This window comes from Desulfonema magnum, assembly GCF_017377395.1.
In the GTDB taxonomy this organism is placed as follows: Bacteria; Desulfobacterota; Desulfobacteria; order Desulfobacterales; family 4be13; genus Desulfonema_C; species Desulfonema_C magnum.
Window position 1 is genome coordinate 2,996,170 of record NZ_CP061800.1, and the last position, 25,357, is coordinate 3,021,526.

General features: G+C 49.6%; 3 protein-coding genes. All 3 read left to right on the forward strand.

Going from position 1 to position 25,357, the window contains the following annotated elements:
* The first annotated feature begins 212 nt into the window (after positions 1–212).
* Positions 213–20,597, forward strand: a complete 20,385-nt coding sequence (locus dnm_RS11905) for a DUF4347 domain-containing protein (RefSeq protein WP_207682866.1) — start codon at positions 213–215, stop codon at positions 20,595–20,597.
* A gap of 543 nt (positions 20,598–21,140) precedes the next feature.
* Positions 21,141–21,845 carry a SapC family protein gene (locus tag dnm_RS11910; RefSeq protein ID WP_207682867.1) on the forward strand — a complete coding sequence of 235 codons (705 nt, stop codon included), beginning with the start codon at positions 21,141–21,143 and terminating at the stop codon, positions 21,843–21,845.
* A gap of 689 nt (positions 21,846–22,534) precedes the next feature.
* Positions 22,535–24,937 (forward strand): site-2 protease family protein, encoded by a 2,403-nt coding sequence (locus tag dnm_RS11915; RefSeq protein ID WP_207682868.1) that lies wholly within the window; start codon positions 22,535–22,537, stop codon positions 24,935–24,937.
* The last annotated feature ends 420 nt before the right edge of the window (positions 24,938–25,357 follow it).

Below are 25,357 nucleotides of genomic sequence, written 5' to 3' on the forward strand. Positions count from 1 at the left end.
GGAATTTATTTGAAATTTGGAAGTTGAAATATAGAACTTGAAATTGCGATTTCTTATAATTTTTTTTTATTTAAGGGAATTTTGGGAAGTCATTAATTGGATATTGAGAGTTGAGAAGCCATGAGGAAAATGTTTCTCAATTGTCAATATTCAATTAATGAGTAAACAGTTTAAAACTTTTTATATATATATTTAAGGTGAAGGAGGCGACAATGTTTAATTTACGGAGACTTGAAGACAGAATCGTTCTTGATGGCGCGGGAGCCCTCGAAGCCATTGACGAGATGCATGAACAAGAGGAACATGAGCTGCAAATGCGTTTTCACGCAATGCAGGATCATAATGTGGATGATTGGGATTATGGCTTGGATATGGACGATCATCTGTATTTAACCGACGGACTCGATGTTGATGACGCGGCCGACGGCGGGGTTCATGTGCTGGTGATTTCTTCGGACATCGGCGATGCAGATGATTTGGCTGACGCTGCAAAAGACGATGTGCTTGTCGTCCGTTATGACGCCTCTGCCACGAGTATGGAAGAATTGTCAGAAAAGATTCAGGAAAAACTGGGAGGGCAGAAAGCAGACAGTATTGCTTTTGCCGCGCATAACAGCGGGAGCGCCCAGATGAATCTGATTGAGGGAGAAGCGGTTACTGCCGATTCTCTGGAAAACAGCGAGGATCAGCAGGCATTCTGGAAGGCTGTGGGGGAGTCACTTTCCGAGAACGGACGGATTGATCTGCTGGCCTGTAATGTGTTGGAGAATCCTGATGACGGACTCGCACTTGTGTCCCGAATTGAGGATATTGCCGGAGCTAACGTGGCCGCCTCCGCGGACGCTACCGGAAACGATGCTTACGGCGGAGACTGGGTCCTTGAGAGTGACAATATTGATATTCGCGGTGATTATTTTGATGAGGGGAAGCTGGAGAAGTTTGACGGTGTGATGTCTGATCTGCCTCCGGAAGCAGGACCGAATTTCAGTCAGCTTTCTGTTATGCAGTATGCCACTGAGGGCGAAGAATTTGTCTTCACCATTCCCAAAGATGCCATTGTTGATCCTGAAGGAGATATGTGGGGATATTGGAGCTATGATTACCAGATGCCCGACTGGATGACTTTTGAGCAGGAAGGAATGACCTATAAGGGCACCCCGGAGGGTTACGATGATGTAAACAACGGGGACCCGAGTACGGTGACAATCATCGCATTGGATGGTGAGTTCAACGCGTTTACCGCGGAGTTTCAGGTCACCGTAAATAACGTGAATGACTATCCGGTCGTGGATAACGCGATTGTCTCCCCCACCGATCCGATCCCCCAGGATGCCGAAACCTGGGAATTTACCGTGTCTGCGGACACATTCAGTGATCCTGATAATAATCCTCTGACGCCCCAGGCAGGTCTGACTTATTCTCTTCAGGATAATCCGTCATGGATGAGGGTTTCCACAAATGCGGATGGTTCCATAAAAATAGACAAAGATCCCAATGCGTCTATTCCCCAGGAAGATGTGAAAACCTGGGAGGTGAAGCTGGTTGCCACGGACAGCAGCGGGGCAGGAACTGCTGCTCTTTTTACGGTGACTGTGGAGGATGCAAATGAAGCGCCAGAAGCAAATCCTAATGTACTCCTTGATCCCCCGGACGCTGTCGAAGGCCAGTCATGGTCTTATCAAATCCCTGAAGATGCATTTCTGGATCCCGAAGGTAAGGACTTGTGGGGATACTGGAGTTATGATTATCAGATGCCCGATGGGATGACTTTTGACCATGCAAGCAGCACTTACACATGGGATGACCCCAAGCTGCCGGCCGCTGGTGATTCCCATACGATAACCGTCATTGCACTGGATGACGGGTTTAAAGCTGCCACGGCTGAATTCTATCTCACGGTAAACGATATAAACAATCCGCCTGAAGTGGTCTCCCCTATTGCTGATATAATTGTTCCCCAGTTGGAGGAAACCACATTTGATATCACAGATAATTTCTTTGATCCGGATGGGGATGACCTTTCTTATTATGCGGAACTGACAGACCCTGATGGTAAGGTCACACATTTGGATAATGAAAATTACTGGATATATCTGGATCCTGCGGGAACATTTACCATTGATCCGGATAAGGTTCCTGACTACACCGAGACAACCATTACTGAAAGTCCCTGGACCGTTGAGGTGTGGGCTTATGATGAGAGTGAGTATGCCGAAAGTGATCGAATCTCCTTTGAAGTTACAGTAGAAGATCATAATGATGCACCGGAAGTGGGGGATGTTCCTCTTGAGACATGGTATATTACTCAGGGAGAGACTCTCCGATATACGATCCCTGACGGGGCATTTGTGGATCCCGAGGGCAGGCCGCTGTGGGGATACTGGAGCTATGATTACCAGATGCCCGAAGGCATGACGCTTATAGATAGTACTAATGGTATCTATGAGTTCACTCCTTCTCTGGATGATGATACCGGTATCATTGGCACCCATACGGTGACGGTGATTGCCTTGGATGATGAGTTTCAGGCTGTGACCGGAGAGTTTCAGGTGGTGGTGGCTGACAAACCTGACTTTGCGCCTGAAATCCATGAGATTGACGGGGATCACCTGACGTACACAGAACGGGCAGACACAGCCCAGTTTGTTGACAGCGCGGGCGGGGATCCCATTGCTTATAATGTCCTTGACAGTGATTACAAAGTCCTGCTTACAGATGACAGCGCATCTGTGACGGATGTTGACAGCGATAACTTCGAAGGCGGCCAACTGATTGTTGAGATTCTTAATGCAGATGCGGAGGAAGACAAACTTGGGGTATTGCATGAAGGTGACGGAGGAGGCCAGATCGGAATTTTTTCCGATGAGTTTGTCACTTATGATGGTGAGCAGATCGCTTCTGTGACAGGGGTGGGAACAGGAACCCTGACGTTTAATCTCACAGCAGCGGCGGACACAGAGGCCGTGTCCGAGCTGATTCAGAATGTCACTTACTGGAATGCGGATACAGTATCCCCCACTGAAGGGGACCGCACCGTGAAATTTTCCATGACCGACGGTGACGGGAGTTCGGTAACTTCGAGTGAGCAGTCCATGACCCTCACCGTGGAAGCCGTGAACAGCCCGCCGGTTGTCGAAAACCTTGCTGAATTGGAAGCATGGGTAACACCATATCCCGAAAACAGCGGACCTTTCCCTGTCATTCCCGAAGGATTTGATTTTCAACTAACGGACGACGCGGGTGAAGACGCCAACTGGAATGGCGGAAAAGTGGTGGTGGAGATTGAGGATGGGTTCCGTCATGATGACAGACTCTTTGTGGCTGATGGCGCTCCTGAGATTGGAAGTGAGAGCATTTCAACGTATAAGTCCACACTGACTCTGTATATCAATCAGGATGCGAATACTGATGAAGTGGAAAACTGGATAAAAAGCGTGATGTTCGAGGCTGATGACGAAATCGAGGGCTTTCGCAAGGTCACCATCACCATCACCGATCCTGGCGGGGCAGAAATAAAAATTGATCCCGGGTTTGACGTAAGCGCTACAAATGATCCGCCGGTTCTCGCGGGTATTGAGGGAGATACGCAGAGCTATTCAGAGAGATCTGATCCGGTGCTGCTTGAGTCCGGGGATGCGTCTGTGGCAGACGTGGACAGTCCTGATTTTGACGGCGGCTATCTGCGGGTTAAGATTACCAACGACAGTCTTGTTATTGGCGAAGACATGCTGAGTATCCGCAATGAGGGCAACCTCAGCGGAGAGATCAGTGTCAGCGGCAATGATATTTTTTATGGCGGCTCGCCTTTTGGAAGCTTTACCTATGCTGATGACCAGGGCCTTTTGGAAGTCAACCTGCGTAATTATACAGCAGATACGGCTGCTGTATCTGCCCTGATTCATAATATCCAGTATGAAAATCTCAATACAGTTGACCCCACGGCCGGTGAGCGTAACATTGAGTTCCAGTTGAGCGACGGGGATCGTAATGACACTCCTCACAGTGCAACAAGCAATATCGAAACCCTGAAAGTAACCGTGGTTCCGGTGAACGACGCTCCGGTCATTGAAAATCTTGACGCGGCACTGACTTATGTCGAAGGCGGTGGGGATCTGATCCTTGAGCCGGATTCCAATGTCACGATCACTGATGTTGATTCCCCGAATTTCAGCGAGGGCAAGCTGACCCTTACGATTACCGGCGGAGATCCCGACGAAGATGTGCTGAAGATCATAACGAGTGATGATATTTCATCAACGCCCTCCGGTATCACATATCAGGGAGAGGTGATCGCACCCTCCACGGTATTTGATCAGGACGCGGGTGTGTTTGAATTTAACTTCAGCAGTGACAAGGCCACCCCTGAAGCTGTCGAAGCACTGATTGAGACCATCGCTTATAAAAACACAGACAGCGAGAACCCCACAACGGGAACCCGCACCATCGAGTTTAAGTTGGATGACGGCCATGGCGGAACCAGTGAGGGGTCTGTTGTCACGGTCACAGTGGGCGGCGACAATGATGCGCCGGTGATTGATAATGTCGAAGGCAGTGTCACTTACACTGAGTATGACAATTATGACTATGATTTAAATCAGTTATCCACAACAGGACATGAGCCGCTGTACAACCTCCCGCTGGTGGCATTAACCGCTTCTGTCACGGATGTTGACAGTGATAATTTCGGCGGGGGCCGCCTGGAAGTTGAGATATTCAATAATCTTGAGTCAGATGAGGATGTGCTGGCGGTTTCGGATTTGTATGGCCCGGCAGAGTACAGCAGACTCGGAGTTGACGACAGCGGGCAGGTCACTTACGGTTTTACGCCCATCGGCGATGCAAACTATGAGGCAGACAGCGGTCTTTTAACCGTGACGCTGAATGATACCGCGGATACCACATCGGTTTCCAGGCTCATCCAGAGCATCACCTATGCCAACACCAACTCAGATAACCCTGTTGACTCGGACCGCAGTGTCCGGTTTACTTTGTGGGACGGTGACGGCGGATCTGCCGCGTATCAGTATGTGACCGTGAATGTGGAACCGGTAAATGATGCGCCCATAATTCATGAGCTTCAGGACGACTCATCTGTATATACTGAAGATGGTGATCCTGTGCTTCTGGACCTGTCACCTCCGCTTGCATATGCTGAGGATGTGGATTCTCCGAATTTCAGCGGCGGACAGTTGATGGTTCAGGTCACGGATGCTGCTGTCAACACCGAGGATATGCTGGGCATTCGGACCGAAGGGGATATTTTTGCAGATGCTTCTGCTGTTTTATACGATGATACATTGATCGGCTGGCATAGCTATGATTCTGCGTCAGGTATGCTCACGGTGACTCTGAACGCGGACGCGGACGCGGGGGCAGTGTCCGCACTGATCCGGAACATTGAGTACTATAATTCTAACAGTGCGGATCCCACCGAGGGAACCCGCACGGTTGAGTTCACCCTGACCGATGGCGACGGCGGCACAAGCGATGTAAGACAGACCTTCGTGACCGTGGGGGCTGATAATGACGCGCCCGTGATTCAGAATCTTGACGGCGACTTTCTGCCCTATGAGGAAACCGACGGTGCCATGGTCCTTGACCAGTCAACGCTCGCACTCGTGGTGGATGCGGATGACGGCACCGCCCTGAGTTTCGAGGGCGGACATCTCACGGTTGAGATCACCGCAGGCGGAGACACGGCCGAGGATGTCCTTGGGATTGCCACGGCAAGTGACAGCGCGATTCAGGTTTTTGGCAACAAATTCGTCACTTATAACGACGATCAGATTGGTGTGGCAACATTTGACCCGGCCACTGGAAAGCTGGATATCGCCCTGGAATCCGGGGCTGATATTTCCAATGTCTCAGAACTGATTCAGAGCATCACTTATAATAACACAGATTCTTATGATCCCACCGACGGGGTGCGGACCATCCGCTTTTCTTTGTCTGACAGCGCGGATGTGAGCAATGATTATTTTGTGACAGTGGATGTCAATTCTCCCAATGACGCACCGGTGATTGAGCATATTGCCGGTGACACGGCTGTTTTTGTTGAGGATGCGGATCCTCTTGTGCTGGATGTGGATCCTACGGTCGCATTTGTCTCAGATGTGGATAATCCGAACTTTGACGGCGGATATCTGAAGATCAGCATTGATCCTTCGGATTTTCAGTCTTCCCAGGATGTGCTGGGGATTGCCAGCGCAGGGGATATCACTTATGATAACGGCATCAATGTGCTTTATAAGGGTGTCAATATCGGTACCACAGACCTGGCTGAGTCAGGAAGTGTGCTGAATGTGAGCCTGACTGGCGATGCCACACGGGATGCCCTGTCTGCCCTGGTTCAGAGCATTACTTACCAGAATGTTGAAACCGGAAACCCCGTGGCAGGCGACCGCACCATCTCTTTTATGATGTCTGATGGCGAGGCAAGCAACAATACCAGCGCTATCTATGAGATGACGGTCACGGTTCAGGGAACCAATGATATGCCGCAGATCGCCAATCTTGACGGCGATGCAGCGACGTTTACCGAAGATCAGGACACGGCCGGCGTGATCCTGGATGCAAATACAAATGCCCTGGTTTCAGATGCGGATCAGACTGATTTTGACGGCGGTCATCTGCTGGTTGAGATTACCGGCGGCGACACAAATGAAGATGTACTGGGGATTTCCGCAGGTTATGGCGCGTTGTCAATCGGAACCCAGACATTCGATAAGAGCTTGGGCGTGCTGGATATAGCACTCAATGCAGATGCGGATGCTTCGGATGTTTCCGTTCTGATTCAGAATATTATCTACAATAACTCCGATAGCGATAATCCCACACTGGGAGAACGAACTGTAAAATTCACTTTGTCTGATGGTGACGGGGCTACCAGCCCGGAATACCTCACCACGGTCACGGTGGAGGATACCAATGATGCGCCGGTGCTTGCTGATGTCGAGGCCAGTGTCACATATACTGAGGGCGCGGCCGCCCTGGTGGTTGATTCCGCGGTGTCTTTGTCTGATGTGGATTCCCCGAACTTTGACGGCGGCGGTATCACGGTTGAAGTTATCGGGGGCGATCTGACTGAGGATGTTCTCGGTATTCAGAGCGCAGGCCCTATTGGTGTAGATGGAAATAATATTTCATACAATGGCACGCCCATTGCTACGTTTAACTATAATACGGGAATCCTGAATATTGATCTGCTCGGAGATGCCGCAGATACAGTCGCGGTGAAGTCCCTGATTGAGCATGTCACATATGAGAACTCAGATACTGACATGCCCACGGAGGGCAACCGGACGCTCCGGTTTGCCGTGTTTGACGGCGATGGCGGCTCGAGCAGTTATAATTTCGCCACGGTCGGTGTGTGGGGCCTGAATGATCCCCCGGTGATCACAAATCTCAACGGCGATGCTGTCACGTTTAATGAGGGCAACGGTACCACAAGCAGTGCTGTGTTGCTGGATGTGAACGGTAATGCACTGGTGTCAGATGCTGACAGTACGGATTTTAACGGCGGTACGCTCACGGTTACGGTGATGGGAGATGGTTCGCTTGAAGATATGCTGACCATCCGGAACGAGGGGGTACTTGACGGTCAGATCGGCTACAGCGCGGCAGACGGATCCATTTCTTATGAAGGCGATCTGATTGGTACGGTTACAGCAAGCGGCAACAGTCTGACTGTCCAGTTCAACAGCGAGGATGCAGACCCTGAGGCTGTTTCCGCTCTGATTCAGAATATTCAGTTCTATAATTCAAATTCACTGAATCCGACTGAGGGAGATCGCACGGTCCGGTTCCAACTGGTGGACGGCGACGGCACTGCGTGGAACGGTCTGGGAGATGATTCCAGCGAATATAGTGACGTGCTTGTCACTGTGAACGATATGAATGATGCCCCGGTGATTCACGAACTCCAGGGCGATAGTGTGGTGTACAGCGAGGGACAGGAATTTGTCCGGCTCGATGCTGTGGGTACTGCCGCATGGGTTGAAGACCTTGACAGTTCGAATTTTGACGGGGGCCGTCTGACCATTGAGATTGTTGGCGGTTATGAATCAGACGAAGATGTCCTGAAGCTTGTTGATAAGGATGGCGGCCTTGGTACGGGTGCCGGTCAGATCGGTGTTCACGGCAATGCGATCACATATGAGGGTGAGCAGATCGGGGCAGGGAGTTTTGATGCGGACACAGGGCTGTTTAATATCCTTCTTTATGATGATGCTGATACGGTTTCTGTTGGCGAACTGGTTCAGAGTATTACTTACACGAACACTGATACGATTCATCCCACTGCGGGACAACGTACCATCCGCTTTGCCCTGTATGACGGCAATCTCAATAAGAGCGAAGATTATGATGTTACTGTGATGGTTCAGGATAAGAATGATGCGCCGGTGATTCATGAGATTACTGGCGATGTGCTGAACTACACTGAACAGTATAAGGCCACTGACGGCAGCATTGTTGGCGGCGGTGTGGCCCTGCTGGATCAGGTTCCCACCAGTGCTTTTGTCACAGATACGGACAGTGATGACTTTAACGGCGGCGGTCTGAGGGTTGAGATCGCTGGTGTCACTGGCACTGATTTTGATGTGACCGAGGAAGTCCTGAGTATTATGAATGTGGGCAATAATACCGGAGAAATCGGTTACAATGGTGGCGTGGTCACGTTTGAGGGAGATACTATCGGAACAGCGGCGTTTGTTCAGGATGTTGGAAACAGCATGGGCGTGCTGTCCATTGGCTTTAACTCTGCGGAGGCTGATACAGAGGCTGTGTCTGCCCTGCTTCGAAGCATCACTTATAATCATACAGATTCGGATGCGCCCAGCGGTGGTGATCGAACCGTGCGGTTTGTCCTGTATGACGGAGACGGCGCATCAACAACCACATGGAAAGATTCAAGCGAAGCTGCAATTATGACGGTGAAGGTCACGCCGGTGAATGAGTCACCTGAGATTCAGAACATTGGCGGCGACTATGTGGACTACAAAGAAAGCATTGTTTTAGACTCGGCTGTTTATGGTGACACCCTTGCCGCCGGAGAGAGCAATGCGGCGAATCTTGACATCGGTGCCAATGCCTTTGTTACGGATGTTGACAGCACTGATTTTATTACAGGCACATTGACTGTCGAGTTCGATACGGATGCCTTCTATGCGGGCCAAGATCAACTGGGGATAAGAGATTCATGGTACACAGACCCCGGTTCTATTAGTGCCGTTGCTGGCGGCGGCAATGTTGATTATGATGGGGTTACCTTTGGTACTTGGGGCCGGGACACTGCCGGGACTCTGACTGTAGAATTTACTGGCACGGGTGCTACGCCGGATGTTGTATCCGCACTCCTGCAACATATCACTTATGAAAATCTGCTTCTGACAACTGGTGCCACAGAGGGCGAGCGCACCATTCGTTTTAGTCTCTATGACGGCGATTATGTTGCGTATCCGGATCAGGGCACAAGCCTGTTCCATGATGTCACGGTCAATGTGACCACGGATCAGAATGATCCGCCTGTGATTGGGGCCTTGCATGACCAATCCGTGACATTTACAGAAGAGTCCGGTCCGGTTATGCTTGCCGAAAATGTGGCTGCTGATGTGACGGATTTTGACAGCCTTGATTTTAAAGGCGGACATCTGAAGTTCGAGATCGTCGCTGATACGGATACTTCTGGTTATCAGAACACTGAAGACGTACTGGGAATCACAGATCAGGGATCAACTGGCATCAATTATGACGAGGTGACGGGTGATGTTACTTATCAGGGTTCGTTAATTGGTACCAGTGTAGGCTTTAATGCTGGCACAGGCATATTGGATATCACCCTGACCGAGTATGCAAATGAGACCACTGTGGCTGCGCTGATAAACGCCACATACTTCGACAATACAAATACAGCCGATCCGACTGAGGGCTTCCGTTCAGTGCGTTTCACCATGTCAGACGGAGATGGCGGCTTTGCTCCCACCGGCTCTGATTTCTTTGCAACTGTACCTACGGGAGCTGCGGATAGTTATGTGATGAGTGTGTTCGTGAGTGGTGTGAATGATACGCCGGAAATCCATTGGATTGATGGAGATTACGTCAGCTTCAGCGAAGCTGGCACATCACCCGCTGAGGCCATACTATCAGGGAAACTACTGGATCAATGGGGAATTGCTTCCCTGACAGATCCCGATGATCCGGATGACTTTACTGGCGGTTGGCTCGATATTCAGGTCGGCGGTGATAATGCCGAGTCAGATGCGGATTGGCTGGGGTTTCAATCGAGTACGGGAGGCATTACTTTCGACACAGATATGGGAACGGGAACTGGAAGCTATTCAGCACAGACCGTTGCCTACGATGGTACTGTAATCGGAACAGTTGACTGGTCAACCTCATCGAGTACGTTGCATATAGATTTCAATACCTCATCAAATACTGACCGTGTTTCAGAGTTGTTGCAAAGTATCATGTACGCCAACATAGACACTGCCGCACCCAAGCCAGGTGAGCGCACAGTTCGGTTCCAGTTCTATGATGGTGATGGTGATAACGGCACAAGCAACGCCGCCATTATGACGGTGAATGTAACCGGTGATAACGATGCGCCTGAGATCCACGACTGGAACACAGCGCTTCAGACCTTTACTGATTATACGGGCCTGGGGAACAGCGGGGTTTACCTTGAAAGCGACGGGTATCAGGTAAAACTCCAGAGCGGAGCTACAATTTCGGACGTTGACGTGAACATTGCTTCAGGCGGATGGGAACCGTTCAATGATTTTGACGGCGGCCTGCTGACCATTTCGATGACCGACAACTTTGTCGCTACTGAAGATGTGCTGGGTATCTCCGAAGGTAACGGTATCACGCTCAGTGGTAACATCGTGATGTACAATGGCGAACAACTTGGTTACAGTTCGTTCAATAATGGTGTTCTGACCATTGACATAAATAGCGACGATACGACGGTTTCAAATGAATCCGGAGTTTCAACTCTGTTGCGACAGATCACGTACAGCAATACGAACACGAATAATCCCATGCCGGGTGAGCGTACCATCCGGTTTAACTTCCGGGACGGAGACGGCGGCACCACAGGATGGAACGCTTATGCTGGCTCTGACTTGAAATCGGCTCAGATGACTGTGACGGTATCAGGTGTGAATGATGCGCCTGAGATTCATAATCTTGACAGCGATGTGGCGGTGTTTGCGGATGCCGCAACAGATGTGCAGTTCGTGCTTGATACGGAAGGACACGCATCTGTAGAGGATGTTGACGGCTTTGATAAGAGCCGCCTCGGCGTTACCGGGGCTGTGCTGACCATTGATATGGATTCAGATAGTACCGATACGGCTGAAGATTATCTGAGCTTCAGCACAGATACGGGAGACAATATTAGCTTCACTGGTGAGACGGGTACATGGGCGAGTCCCACTGGTTATATCACCCATTCCGATCTTGCTGGCGCAATCGCTTCATATAGCTGGGATGATCAGTCAGATATTTTGACCATAACTGTCACTAATTCCAGTGCCACTGAGGATCAGGTTTCAGAAGTACTCCGGAGCATTACTTACGTTAATCAGGCTACGGACGGCATAACCGATGGTGATCGTACCATCCGATTCAACCTGACCGATCCCGATGGAACGGATTTCGGCGGCAAGGATTCCAGCGGATGGAGTGTCATGACGCTGAACGTGGGCGGTGCCAACGATGCGCCTGTTATTAATCAGCTTAATGCTGATACCAACTTGGGGTATCTGGAAGATAGCACAAGCTTTGGTCTTCCTGTGCTGCTTGATGATGCCGCCACTACAGCTTATGTGACCGATGCTGATATTGCTGACAACTCGAACTTTGACGGCGGACGTCTGGAAGTTCAAATTATTGGCGGAACAGACAGCTATTATGCAGACGAGGATATACTGGCTATCTCAGACAAGGGAAGTATAACCTTTAGCGCTGGACATGTCTATTACGACAGCACTTCAGATGTAGGTACTGTGTCATGGAATGATGCAAATGGTATGCTGACCATAGATTTCCTCGAAGATGCCAACACAACCACTGTATCAGCCCTGCTTGAGAGCATTGTCTATAATAACGAAGACTCTGAAGACCCCACCAGCGGAGATCGTACAATCCGCTTTGCAATGTGGGACGGAGATGGCGGTTCGAGTGATTATGTAAGCGTAACTGTAGGTGTAACCGCTGTGAATGATGCACCTGAAATCTTCAGCCTTGCGGATAATGGCGTGATATTCAGAGAAGGAATGGACACCACTCTCGGCGTGGCCCTTGATGTCAGTTCCGATGCTACCGTGGAGGATGTTGACAGCGATTACTTCAGCAGCCTCAAGGTTGAGTTTACAGACACTGTTTATTCTGATCAGGATCACCTGAGCATACGCCATGAGGGCGCTGGAATTGAACAAGTCGGGTTTGTTGGCAGCAATGTCTCCTATGAAGGCGAGCTGATCGGAACAGTGGATCTTGCTGATATAGGTTCCACAGACCTTACGATAACATTTAACCAAAATGCTGATGCAGAAGCTGTCTCCGCACTGATCCAGAATGTGATTTACTACAATGACAGCGACGGTCCGACTGTGGGAGAGCGTAGCATCCGCTTCACGCTGACGGATTACGGAGATGGAACAGAGGTGGCCGGTATTGATACGCTTCCTTCTGACGCTACAAGCTCAAGCTACTCGACCACAGTGATAGTGGAAGATGTAAACGATCCGCCGGTGATCCATGATCTTGATGGTGATCTTGTCACTTTTAATGAAAGTGCCGGTGCTGGTGCTGCGACCTCGAACAAGGTAATTCTTGATGCAGGATCGAGCGACGTCAGCGTGACAGATGCTGACAGCACGGAATTTGACGGCGGCAAACTGACCGTTAAGATTCTTGGCGGCGACTTAACTGAGGACGTGATAGGTTTCAGTGATAACTTTACCTTCACAGAAGTGACAGCTATTGGCACAGAGAATATCTACGGCACTGTGGGCGTTGATGCTGCTACACAGCTTGGATCATATACATGGAACCAGGCATCAGGTCTTTTGACCATAGACCTGAACTCAAATGCAACGCCGGATAATGTGGATGATCTGATTCATGGAATCTCTTACTACAACAAAGACACCGTGGATCCCACAGCAGGTGAGCGCACAGTTCGCTTCCAGCTCTGGGATGGCGATCCTGTTGGACCAGGAGCTTCCAGCAACATTGCTGATGTGAAACTCACAGTAAATGCCACAAACGATGCGCCTGTGATCCAGGGCATTCACGGCGACAGTGTGATCTATGTTGAGGAATCTGCGCCTGCGGTGCTTGACCAGGTCGGTTCCATGGGTTCAACCATCTTTGCACTGGGTTCTGTAACAGATGCTGACAGCGATGATTTTGACGGCGGCCGTCTCAAGGTACAGATTTCAGGCGGCGGAGAAGCCAAAGATGTCCTGGGCATCCGGGATGAGGGCTTTGCTGCCGGACAGATCGGTGTTCAGAATGGCTACAACGTGCTTTACGAAGGTCTCCCCATCGGGACATTCACCTATGATGAAATGTCTGTCCTGGATGTGGAACTGAACGACAATGCTGATGCAGAAGCCGTATCTGCTCTGGTTCAGAACATCACCTTTTCCAGCACCAACACTGCTGATCTGGACGAGGCACAGCGCACCATTCGGTTTGCATTGTGGGACAGCCAGGGTGATTCCGTCACTGCTGCCAGCGAAATGACAGTGTTTGTGAAGCCTGTAAACGATGCGCCTGTCATCCAGAACATTGCGGGTGATGTGGTAACCTATTATGAGGCGGGTGACACCACCACAAAGAAAGAACTGGATATTGGTCAGAATGCTTTCGTGACAGATCCTGATGATGCTTCGGCGTTCAGCGTCTTCAATACGGCATCGAGTCCCCATCTGTATGTTGAGATTATGAGCGGCTTTGGTGATAGTACTGCTGAAGACGTGCTGACTATGGCGGCCTTAGCAGGTGTTAGCTCTACTTATGACGCTGCCGAACATCGTTTGGATATAACCTTTAGTGCGGAAGAAACCTATGCTGACGTAAACACGGTGCTTCAGAGTATCACCTACACGAACACCGACTCGGTTAACCCCACCGAAGGCGACCGTCTCGTCCGCTTCTGGATGGATGACAACGACGGAACTGAACGTGGTGGTGTGGAATCCAGTGCCAACTACGACATGACTGTTACCGTCGTGGGTGTGAATGATGCGCCTGAACTGACCGGAACCGAAGAATCCACACTCTACTGGGAGAACAATTCCGCAGATCAGGTTATCCTCGGCACTGACTTTGCAGTGAAAGACGCTGACAGCATGAATTTCGACGGCGGCCGCCTCGAAGTTCAGATTTTGAATACCGGAGTTTTTGATAAAACTGAAGATGTCCTGAGCATTGCTGATCTCGGATATTCAGAAGCTGCATGGGCTGATGGTGACACCGCAGCAGGGAACATCACCTTTGTTGACAACAACAATGTGTTCTATGCCAATTCATCTAAGATCGGAGCGGTCACATATGACGCAAACATCGGCAAGCTGACCATTGAGCTGACCGAACATGCTAATACCACCACCGTGTCTGACCTGATGAAGAACATCACTTACGCGAACACGGATTCCGACAATCCCACACCGGGCGACCGTAAAATCCAGTTCACCCTGTTTGACGGAGACGGAACCGCCAACGACGGCGCTGACAGTGCTTCTCTCGTGGCGACGGTGCAGGTGACTGCTGTGAACGACGCACCTGAGATATTCAACATTGACACCGACGTGGCAGCCTTTAAAGAAGGCGGCGGCGCAATCCTGCTTGACCAGGGTGAAGACGGCTGGGCCCGGGATGTGGATAATAATAACTTCAGCACCCTGGTTGTCAGCATAACAGAGAATGTCGATACCAATGGTGACATGCTGAGTATTCGTCACGAGGGCAATCACTGGGATGAGATCGGATTTAACACAACCTCCGGTGTTGTATCATACGGTACTGCCACAATTGGTACTGCGACTGGGTTTGATAGCACGCAACTGACTATAACCTTTAACGGAAATGAGAATAGCGATGCCGTGGCCACTCTGATTCAGAATATCACCTTTAATAATGAAGATGATAATCTGAATACAGATGACCGCACAATCCAGTTTGCCCTGTCAGACTTTGAAACCACTGGTGTTGCTAATATGAAGGTGACCGTGGAGGAAGTGAATGATGCACCGGAGATTAGCGGCCTCGGCGGGATAGTGGGTTATACCGAAGGCCAGGCTGCGCCGACGATTCTTGATGATAATGTAATCAGCATCACGGATGATGACAGTCTTAACTTTGAGGGCGGTCATCTCAAGGTGCAGATCACGAATCCTGACTCCGCTGAGGATCGGCTGTGGATTAATACGGCTGATGCGAATATCAGTATTGATGCCAGCAATAACGTATTCTTTAGCGGCTCACACATCGGAACAGCCCAATTTAATTCTGCAAGCGGTCTGTTGGATGTGACACTGACCCAGTATGCGGAAACGGCTGGCGTGAAAGAACTGATCGAAGCGGTGACGTATGAGAATACCAACACAGGTGATCCGGCTGATCACGACCGACTGGTAGCCTTTACGCTGGATGACGGAGACGGCGGCACAAGCACAGCACATTATGTGACTGTCCAAGTCACTCCTGTGAACGATGCGCCTGCGGTCTATAACCTCATCGGCGATTCGGTGACTTATGTGGAAGGTGCGGATCCCGTTCTCATTGACCAGAACCAGGACGGCTATGCCATAGATGTTGACAACTCGAATTTTGCCGGTGGCTATCTGGCCTTTGATGTCCAGGGTGCAACAGATGAAGATATGCTCAGTATCCAGAATCAGGGCACAGCCGCAGGACAGGTCAGCTTTACTGATCTTGGTAATAATAAGGGTGCTGTGTTCTACGAAGGTGAGCAGATTGGTACATCAGCCTTTGTCGTCGGAGGCGACGGTCCAAATCAAAACCGCCTGACCATCGGCCTGAATGCAAATGCTGATACTGAAGCTGTAAATGCGTTGATCAAGAGCGTCACTTATGAAAACCTGAACACGGTGAACCCGACCGAAGGTGATCGGCAGATTGATTACATCCTCAGCGATGGTGAATCACAGGCATTTAAAGATAACGCCATGACCGTAACCGTCCAGGACGTAAATGACGGTCCGGTGATCCATGATCTTGACGGCGACAAGCTGACTTACACCGAACAAGATGGTACCAAAGTACTGGATGCAGAGAACTACTACCTGAAGGGTGCTTCTGTGACAGATCCCGACTCTACGACCTTTAACGGCGGGCGTCTGTTTGTGGATATCACCGGTGACTATGATCAGGATGAAGATAAGCTGAGTATCGGAAACGTTAAGAATATCACCTTCAGTGGCACTTCTGGTGACATAGTGGCTTATAACAACAAGACTATCGGTACAGCCACATGGATTGATGATCTGGGACGCCTGAAGATCGAGTTCACCACAGACGATGCCAATACTGAGTCTGTGGGTGCGTTGCTTGAAGCGATCACCTATGAGAACACCGACACCATCAGCCCGACCGAGGGGGACCGCACCATCCGGTTTATGATGTGGGATGGTGAGGACAATCCTGATCCGGTATTCGGGGCTTCCAGCGATTACAATTATGTGACCGTGAGCGTGGAAGACGTGAACACCCCGCCGGTGATTAACAACATCCAGGGCGATTCCGTGACCTACAGCGAAGGCGGTGCAGCCGTATTGGTGGACCAGAACGCGAACGCGTTTGTGACAGACCTGGATTCCCCGGACTTTGACGGCGGCAGGCTTGAAGTTCAGATCACAAATGGTCTGGCAGGTGAAGACATGCTGGGTGTCAAGGCCGAAGGTCAGCTTGCGGTTGAAGACGGCATCTTTGTGAACTACGCCGGAAATCTGATCGCAACCATGAACTTTGACGCAGACAGCACCACGCTGGGTTTTGATCTGAGAGCCGATGCTGATACGATTGGCGTATCCGCGCTGATTCAGAGTATCACTTACACCAACAGAAGCGAGGATGACCCCACGGCTGGAAACAGGACCGTTGAGTTCACCTTGTGGGACGGAGATGAAAGACCAAACGCCAGCACTCCGGTTCAGATGACCGTGGGCGTTGTGGCTGTGAATGACGCACCTGAAATCCATAATATTGAGGGTGATCAGCTCATCTACACCGAGGGCGACAAAGTCAAGATACTGGATCAGGGGACGCTTGCCACTGTGTCTGATCCTGACACTCCAATATTTAATACCGGAACACTGGAAGTTCAGATCGTAAGCGGCTTTAATCCTGATGATTCCAATGAGGATAAGCTGGGCATCCGGAGCGATGGTGACGGACTCGGACAGATCAGCGTTGATGGTAATGATATCAAGTACGGCGGCACTGAAATCGGTAAGGTTACGAGTTCCGACACCCACAAACTGGTCATTACCCTGGACGATGATGCAAATCATGGTGCAGTGGCTGCGTTGATCCAGAACATCACTTATGAGAACACGGATACGAACAGTCCTTATGAGGGCGAGCGTGCCATTCAGTTCAAGTTGTCTGACGGTGATGTGAACCCGGCAACCAGCGACGCTTACACCATGACCGTGACAGTAAATGGTGTGAACGATGCGCCGGTGATTGACACGACGACTCTTGGTGGTGAGCGTACCACATTCTATGAAGCCAATGGCGACGTTGACGACGCGGTGATCCTGGATACTGATGAAAACGCCAGTGTCACAGATCCTGACGGCGGTGAGGACTTCAAGAACGGCAAGCTCACGGTTCAGATTGGCGAAGGCTATGATCCTGATGAAGACATCCTCAGTGTTCGTAACGAGGGGAATGGGTTCCATCAGATCGGATTTGATGTTGCCAACAACGTGTTCTTTGAAGGAGAGCAGATTGGTAAGGCCGAGTTTATTGAAAGTTCCGGCCTGTTGGAAATCAGCCTGAACGACAATGCAAAGATAGACAATGTGGCGGTGTCCTCGCTGATTCAGAATATCAGGTACAACAACATGGACACGGACAATCCCACCGAAGGTGAGCGCACAGTCAGCTTTACGGTATGGGATGCTGACGGTGCCTCAAGCAGCACACGAGACACCTTTGTTGATGTACGGGATGTGAACGACGCACCGGTCATCCACAACATTGGCGGTGACACCATGTCGTATGAAGAAGGCGAAGGACCCAAGGTGCTCGACGTGGGCCTCAACGGATATGTCACAGATGTGGATACCACTGAGTTCAGTCTGGGAACCTTGCATGTTGACCTTACGGTGCTTGATACGGACCCTGCCAATTCGAATACGCCTTTGGAAATGCTGAATATCAACAACGAAGGCTCCGGAGCAGGTCAGATCAGCTTTGCCGGATTTGACGAACACGGTCCTAAGAGTGCTGATGTCTTCTTTGACGGTGTGAAGATTGGTGTGGCAGAACAGAGCTACGGCGGTTTGGAAATAGCCTTCAATGACCAGGCCGACGAGGATGCTGTTTCCGCACTGATCCAGAACATCACCTATGAGAACACAGACACCGTGAATCCGGTTGAAGGGGATCGTACCATTCGGTTCCGCATGTCAGACGGATTCGGCAATAGCGCAGACCCGGTTCCGGATCGCTCATGGATGAGTGACGCGTTCAGCGACTGGTATGAGGCAACGGTAAATGTCCAGGGTGTGAATGACGCACCTGAAATTCACGACCTTGATGGTGAAACCCTGACCTACTACAAGAACGAAGGGATGCAGGCACTTGACCAGGGTACGGATGCCTTTGTCACGGACATTGACAGCACCGACTTTGCCGGGGGCCAGCTCTCTGTTCAGATCGTCGGCGGCGGTGTTCAGACCGAGGATGTTCTTGGTATCAGCACATCCGTGGCAGGCCAGAATATCAGTTTGGCAGGTGACGAGGTCTTCTATAACGGTCAGCAGATCGGTACATATGAACTCTCATCAGATAAGGATACGCTGACCATAGACTTTAACGATGCGTTGAATGATGGTACCGGGGCAACACATACAGAAGCAGTGTCCGCGCTGATTAAGAGTGTTGGTTACGAGAATACCAGCACAACAAATCCGCAGTCTGGCGAGCGTCTGGTCCGGTTCTCTGTGTCTGACGGAGACGGCGGCACAAGTGCTTATGCCAACGTGACCGTTGACCTCCTGGGCAACCGTGCGCCGGTGGTGGACGAGGGTATTGAGGATTGGGACAACCTCATGCTCATGGGCGTAAATCGCTTCACGATTCCTAATGATGCATTTACTGATCCGGACCTCAATGACACTCTGACTTATACAGCCAAGTGGCTGGATGACCAGGGCACGCCATATGGGGATGACGGGGATCTGCCCGGATGGCTGTATCTGAATAAGAACTCTGGTGAATTTGTTGCCGAGCCTACGAATGTGGAAGATTTTGCCATCTTTGACGGCAAGATTCAGATCCAGGTTACAGCTACGGATACCGGAGGATTGTCTGCTGAGACCACCTTTACCATCTTCCAGCCGGAGAACGTCAATACTGCACCGGTTTTCACTGATGCCAGCCCGGGTTTCATGATTTCCGAACATGAACCTGCTGCAACAGGAAATACACTGGAGGGCCAGACCGTATCGGATCCTGCTGTTGTTGACGGTAAGCCCGTTTATACGAGTCTGGGAGCAGATACTGAGCCGGTGAAGGTTGAGGCTGTGGATCCGGACGGAGAACCTATACAAGCTTACCGGATTACCGGCGGCACGGGTTCGGGAATCTTCAACATTGGTGAGAAAACAGGAGAGATCACCCTTATAAGTACGACCGGGAATCCTGACACCACTGCTGATGACCTGGACTTTGAGACTGGTCCGAAGGTCTTCACGCTTGAGATTGAAGCTGAAGATGCCGCAGGCGAAGTTGGTACAACAGAGGTTGTTATTCTGGTCAGTGACGAGAACGATCTGCCTGTAGCAAATGACATACCCGACCAGACTGTCTTGGCATCCAGAGGATACTGGAGCTATAACCTTGATGACCCGAAGACAGAGATAGGTCAGGTTGTTGCGTTTACGGATCCGGATGGTGATACATTGACATACCGGGCCGAGGAGCAGGGCAAAGGAACGCTCCCGAGTTGGCTTGATGATTTTAAAGATGGTTGGCTCAAAGGTGATGCCAGCAAGGTGACATCTACAACAACCTATACTATTGAGTTGTTTGCTGATGATGGTACCGATGAAGTCTCCACCACCTTTAACATCGAGGTCATTGTTGCCAGCTTGGATACGGAGCTGCGGGACGCGCTGCGGTATCTTGATGTGGAAGAGGATGTGTATGAGGACCTGCCCATTGAAGGCGAGGAAGTGGAAGTTCATGACGTACTCATGTATGCTGAAGCCCCTGCTGAAGATGCTCCGGCCGATGCAGACATTGCAGACGCCTTGGCCCTGCTGGATGGTTTCGGGATCGAACCCGTGATCCATGACAAAGGCGGTTCGGCTGATGTTGTCGCCTAGAATCTGATTTTAACTAAGAAACCGGGTTCCTCAAAAAATCCGGTTTCCATATACCTTTACAAACATTTTATGTGTGCATAAAAATTTCCCCCTGCGGATTCTCTCGGAGGGGGAAATTTATTTGAATTGAGAATTGAGAAATGAGAATTATTAACGCGATGTGCAACGTGTAATGCCACGAAGACACAAAGGCACGAAGTCCCGCGAAGGCTCTTTGTGTTCCTTTGTGTCTTTGTGTCTTTGTGGCATTTATTTGTCCGTGATTTCCCGAGTTAAAAAAAAAGTTGCACATGGCATTTATTAATAATTAACAATTGAGTGTAACCAAAATTGAAGTTATGTTTTCATGTTGTCCGAACCCTGATTAAAGGATTAAAAGATTGACAGGATTAGGTATGTGTTTCCGCTGCTGATCTTTAATCATGGAAATCTCTGAATCCTTTAATCAGGGTTCGGACAGATAAGCAGGATTCGGACAGAAGAATCGTGTTTTGTTTTTGGCCACACTTTTTTCAATTCTCAATTAAAAAGGGGAAGAATTTTATGTTTAAAAAAACGGTGCCGCTCAACAAACAGCGCCATGCTGCTAAAAAAATTTTACCGGTGAATGTTTTCAAGTTTGCCGAAAAATCTTATATTGTTTCTTTGATCGCCAATGAATTCACCAAGGCCGCGTCTGCTTATCCCATTGTCTTTGTCAAGGATGGTGAGGAACTCAGACCCTTTGCCCTGCTTGGGCTGGAAAAGGGTCAGAATATGTTTGTGAATGAGGATGGCACTTGGAAGTCGCATTATATCCCTGCCATTATCCGGCGATATCCTTTTGTACTTGGGAGAAACGAGGGCAGTTCTGATCTGGTTCTCTGTATTGACGAAGAGAGTGATTTTTTATCTGATACCGAGGGTGAGCCATTGTTTGATGAAAAAGGCGAGCCAGGCCCCATCATCGAGAAAGCCAGGAATTTTCTGATCGAGTTGCAGCGTTTTAATGAAATGACCGGGCTTTTTTCGAAGGAATTAACCAAACGTGAGCTTTTGTCACCTTTGAAAATGCAGATCAGGAACAACCAGGGGGTTGCCATAAAAATAGATGGGATTTTTGGTGTGAATGAACGCAAGCTGAATGAACTGCCGGAAGCGGATTTCATGGATCTGCGCAAGCGGGGTATGCTGCCGCTGATTTACGCTCATCTGATATCCCTGGGCCACATAGAACGCCTGGTTCAGATGCAAAGCGAAAACGGTTAGAGGATTTGTTTTTGCTTCGTTACACTCGATAATCAAGTTTTTTTATTCAATCCGGCCGGACAGCCTGTCATTCCTGCGAAAGCAGGAATCCATTTTTGGCAGAGGCCACGCCTCCGGGAACAGTGGATTCCTGCTTTCGCAGGAATGACAGAAAAAAAACTTGATTATCGAGTAATAAGCAGGGATTATCTCCCGCAGGAGTTCGTTGATCCTTGCTTATCACTAATCCATGTAGATGAACAGGGATTCAAAATGCCGTCCGGCAAAAAGCTTTAAAATAAGTACAAGGAAAGAACATAAGAAAGGGAAAAAATTCCTTTTCTTATCTTTTTTCCCTGTACTTGTTGGTAAGAAAATGTCGAGGCTTGCTCTTCTGATCTCCACGGATTAGTGATAAGCAGGGAAGATGTCCGTCCGGAGTTCGCTAATCCTTGCTTATCAGTTTGCTCATCTACATGGATTAGTGATAAGCAGGGATTATGACACTCCTGCCCCATGTAATCCTTGCTTATCACTAATCCATGTAGATTAAGACGGGATTCAAAACCTCGTCCGGGAAAAAGCTCTGAAAACAAGTACAGGGAAAGAGGATAAGAAAGGGAATTTTCCCTTTCTTATCTCTTTTCCCTGTACTTATTGGTAAAAAAATGTCGAGGCTTTAATTTAAACACTTATCAGGAGATAGAAAAATGCAGCTCGGTCAAATTCAGCCGAAGAAAGTTGATGCTGCTCAGGCGAGGGATGGCCAGTTAAAGGAGGCGCTTGAACAGGGATTGCGTTTCCCCTGGCTGGGGCTTCGCCCTGATCTGATGCTTCATAAGGGCGCACCGGATGAGAACGGGAAAGAGACTTATGTTCTGGAAGACCCTGTCCGGGGAGATCATTTTGAACTGGGAGAGGCAGAGGCCAAATTTTTTCTTTGTCTGGCTGCGGAAAATGACTTAAAAGCAGCAACAGACAAGCTTATGAAGACCACCTCCCTTCGTCCCTCTGTTAAGGATATCCTTTTTTTTGTCAACATGCTACAGCGGGAAAGACTGGCGATTCTTCCGGAAGGGGCAGATTTTGATTCATCTGACTCCGAGCCTGAGTCTGATGAAAAAGAAGAGCAAAAGAAGAAGCCGGGAATCATCAGGAGAACCCTCGGACCAATTTTTGCGGGAATAGTTCTTATTCTTCGATATATCTGGTGGTGGCTCCAAAGATTCAAGGGCGGAGAAGCTGCAACTAAGCCGCCTCCGGGGAAGGAGCAGACAGAAGAACAGAAAAAATCAGGAGGCGAACCCGGGTTTTCTCTTTCCAATATCTATTTTTTCAGAATACCGTTGCTTCGGCCGGACAGCTTTCTCACTGCAATTTATCCCTGGCTCAGTCCTTTATGGTCTAAGCCTTTTTTGTATGTTTACGGGGTATTTTGTCTGACGGGCCTGGTCGCTGTGATTCAGGAATTCGAACTTTACTGGCATACAGCGAGCTATCTTTTTACCTTCAAAGGCTTTCTGATCTTTATGCTCTGTCTCGGAGTGCTGAAGGTCATGCATGAATTTGGTCATGCCCTGGCAGCCAAGCATTATGGGATTTTTGTCCGGCGCATGGGCATTTATATGATGTTTTTCATGCCGATGCTCTACACCGATGCCACTGAAGCATGGAAACTTCCCTCCAAAAAAGCAAGGCTGATGATCGGGGCGGCCGGGGTGCTGGTGGAACTTTACGTGGGAGGGATTACCCTGTTTTTCTGGTCCATTCTGCCGGACGGGGTCCTGCGCAGTCTTATGTTTTACACCTCCGGGGCAGCAGTGATTTCTACGATTCTGGTAAATGTCAGCCCCTTCATGCGGTTTGACGGATATTATGTGCTCATGGATTATCTCGGCATGAGCAATCTGCGTTCCCGTTCCGTGATGATGTATAAATATTATCTCCGCAAAGTGCTTGTGGCCTGGCAAGGTCCCAAACCAGAGGAACATCCCCGGGGACCCTTCATGGCAATTTTCGGGCTTGGATGCAGTCTTTACCTGATTGTTGTCGTATTTGGTATTCAGATCATGATTTACCAGGAGGTGAGCGAACTCCTGGCCATCTGGTCAATGATCATTCTTTTTATTGTTTTTGTCGCGGGTCCTCTGGTTGAGGAGATTGTATTTTTATTGAAAAACTGGAAAGACTGGGGATCAAAGGGGAATCTCCTTGTCAGATCAGTGATTTTGGGCCTTTTGGGAGCTTATTTGTTTGTGCCTGTGCAGAGTTCTGAAATGATCTCCGCATTTTTTCTTTATAAGGATGTGGCTCGTCTGGAAGCACCAGGACGAGGTCGGGTTATGACAGAGCTTCCGGAAATAAATACATCTGTACAAAAAGGAGACCTTCTGGTAAAAATTCAGGATGACGAGCTGGAACAGGAGTTTGAAAGATCGCACTTTGCTCTGATTCAGGTGGAGAAAACCATCAAAAATATCGCAGCAGGCGGGGCTCAGGGCGGTTACAGAAAATGGCTTCTGGCAGAACGGGAGCGTCTGACGGCCGTGAGCGACAAATTACGCCAGAGTCTGAGCCAGCTTGAAATCCGTTCCCCCATTTCCGGACGGGTTGTGGATATGGATAAAACGCTGCAAAAGGGGTCTTATATTTTTAAAAAAGCTTACATGGTTACCGTGGCTGATGACCGCTTCTCCGAAGTTCAGGCTTATGTGCCTGAAAAGATATATCGTAAGCTGAAAGGGAAGGAGCAGGAGATCATTGCAAGCCTGAATGTCATTATTCCGGATTTGGAGGCCGGGACCATCACAGGAAAATTTCGGGAAATGCTTGACTTTCCAGTGACCGAGTTTCCGAACAATTCGCTTTTTGATTTCGCAGGAGGGTCTATCGTGGCTTCTCTGACTGCCAAGCCTTCTAAATCAGGCTCGCTTCGAGCCAGGGATCCCCATTTTCCGATATTTTTTGACATTTCTCAGCCGCCTGCCTATCTTCGGCATGGAACCCCCTGCTTTGTTCGAATAGGCGGGGAAACCATCAGCGTTATGGGGCGTATTGTCCGGGAAATCTATCGTATTCTGGCAACACGGAAAATTATAGCGACATTTCAATAGTTGTCATTTATGCCTTTCGGAGCGCCAAATTTACAGGGGGAAGGCTGATCAAGCCCTGTAAGGGCGGCATATTTGTAGTATTTGAAAAGTCCTGTAAGGACGGCATATTTGTAGCATAAGAGCCGCATCCCCCCATATGCATCAGGCTAAGATCGTAACTCATTGTTTTTATTAACCCGTGATCTGCCGGACGGGGTTTGCAACCCCGTCCGAAATATTTTCCGACCCCCGAAAACAAACGTTTCGGACGGGGTTGCAAACCCTGTCCGGCAGTCTTAGCCTGATGCATATGCCGCATCCCCCCGCCCGAGTCCCGTAGCGACGGCATATCCGGGGCGGACGAGGAAAATTTCTGATTATAACGGATTCAGGGGAGGCCGACTAAGCCCTGTAAGGGCGGCATATTTGTAGCATAAGAGT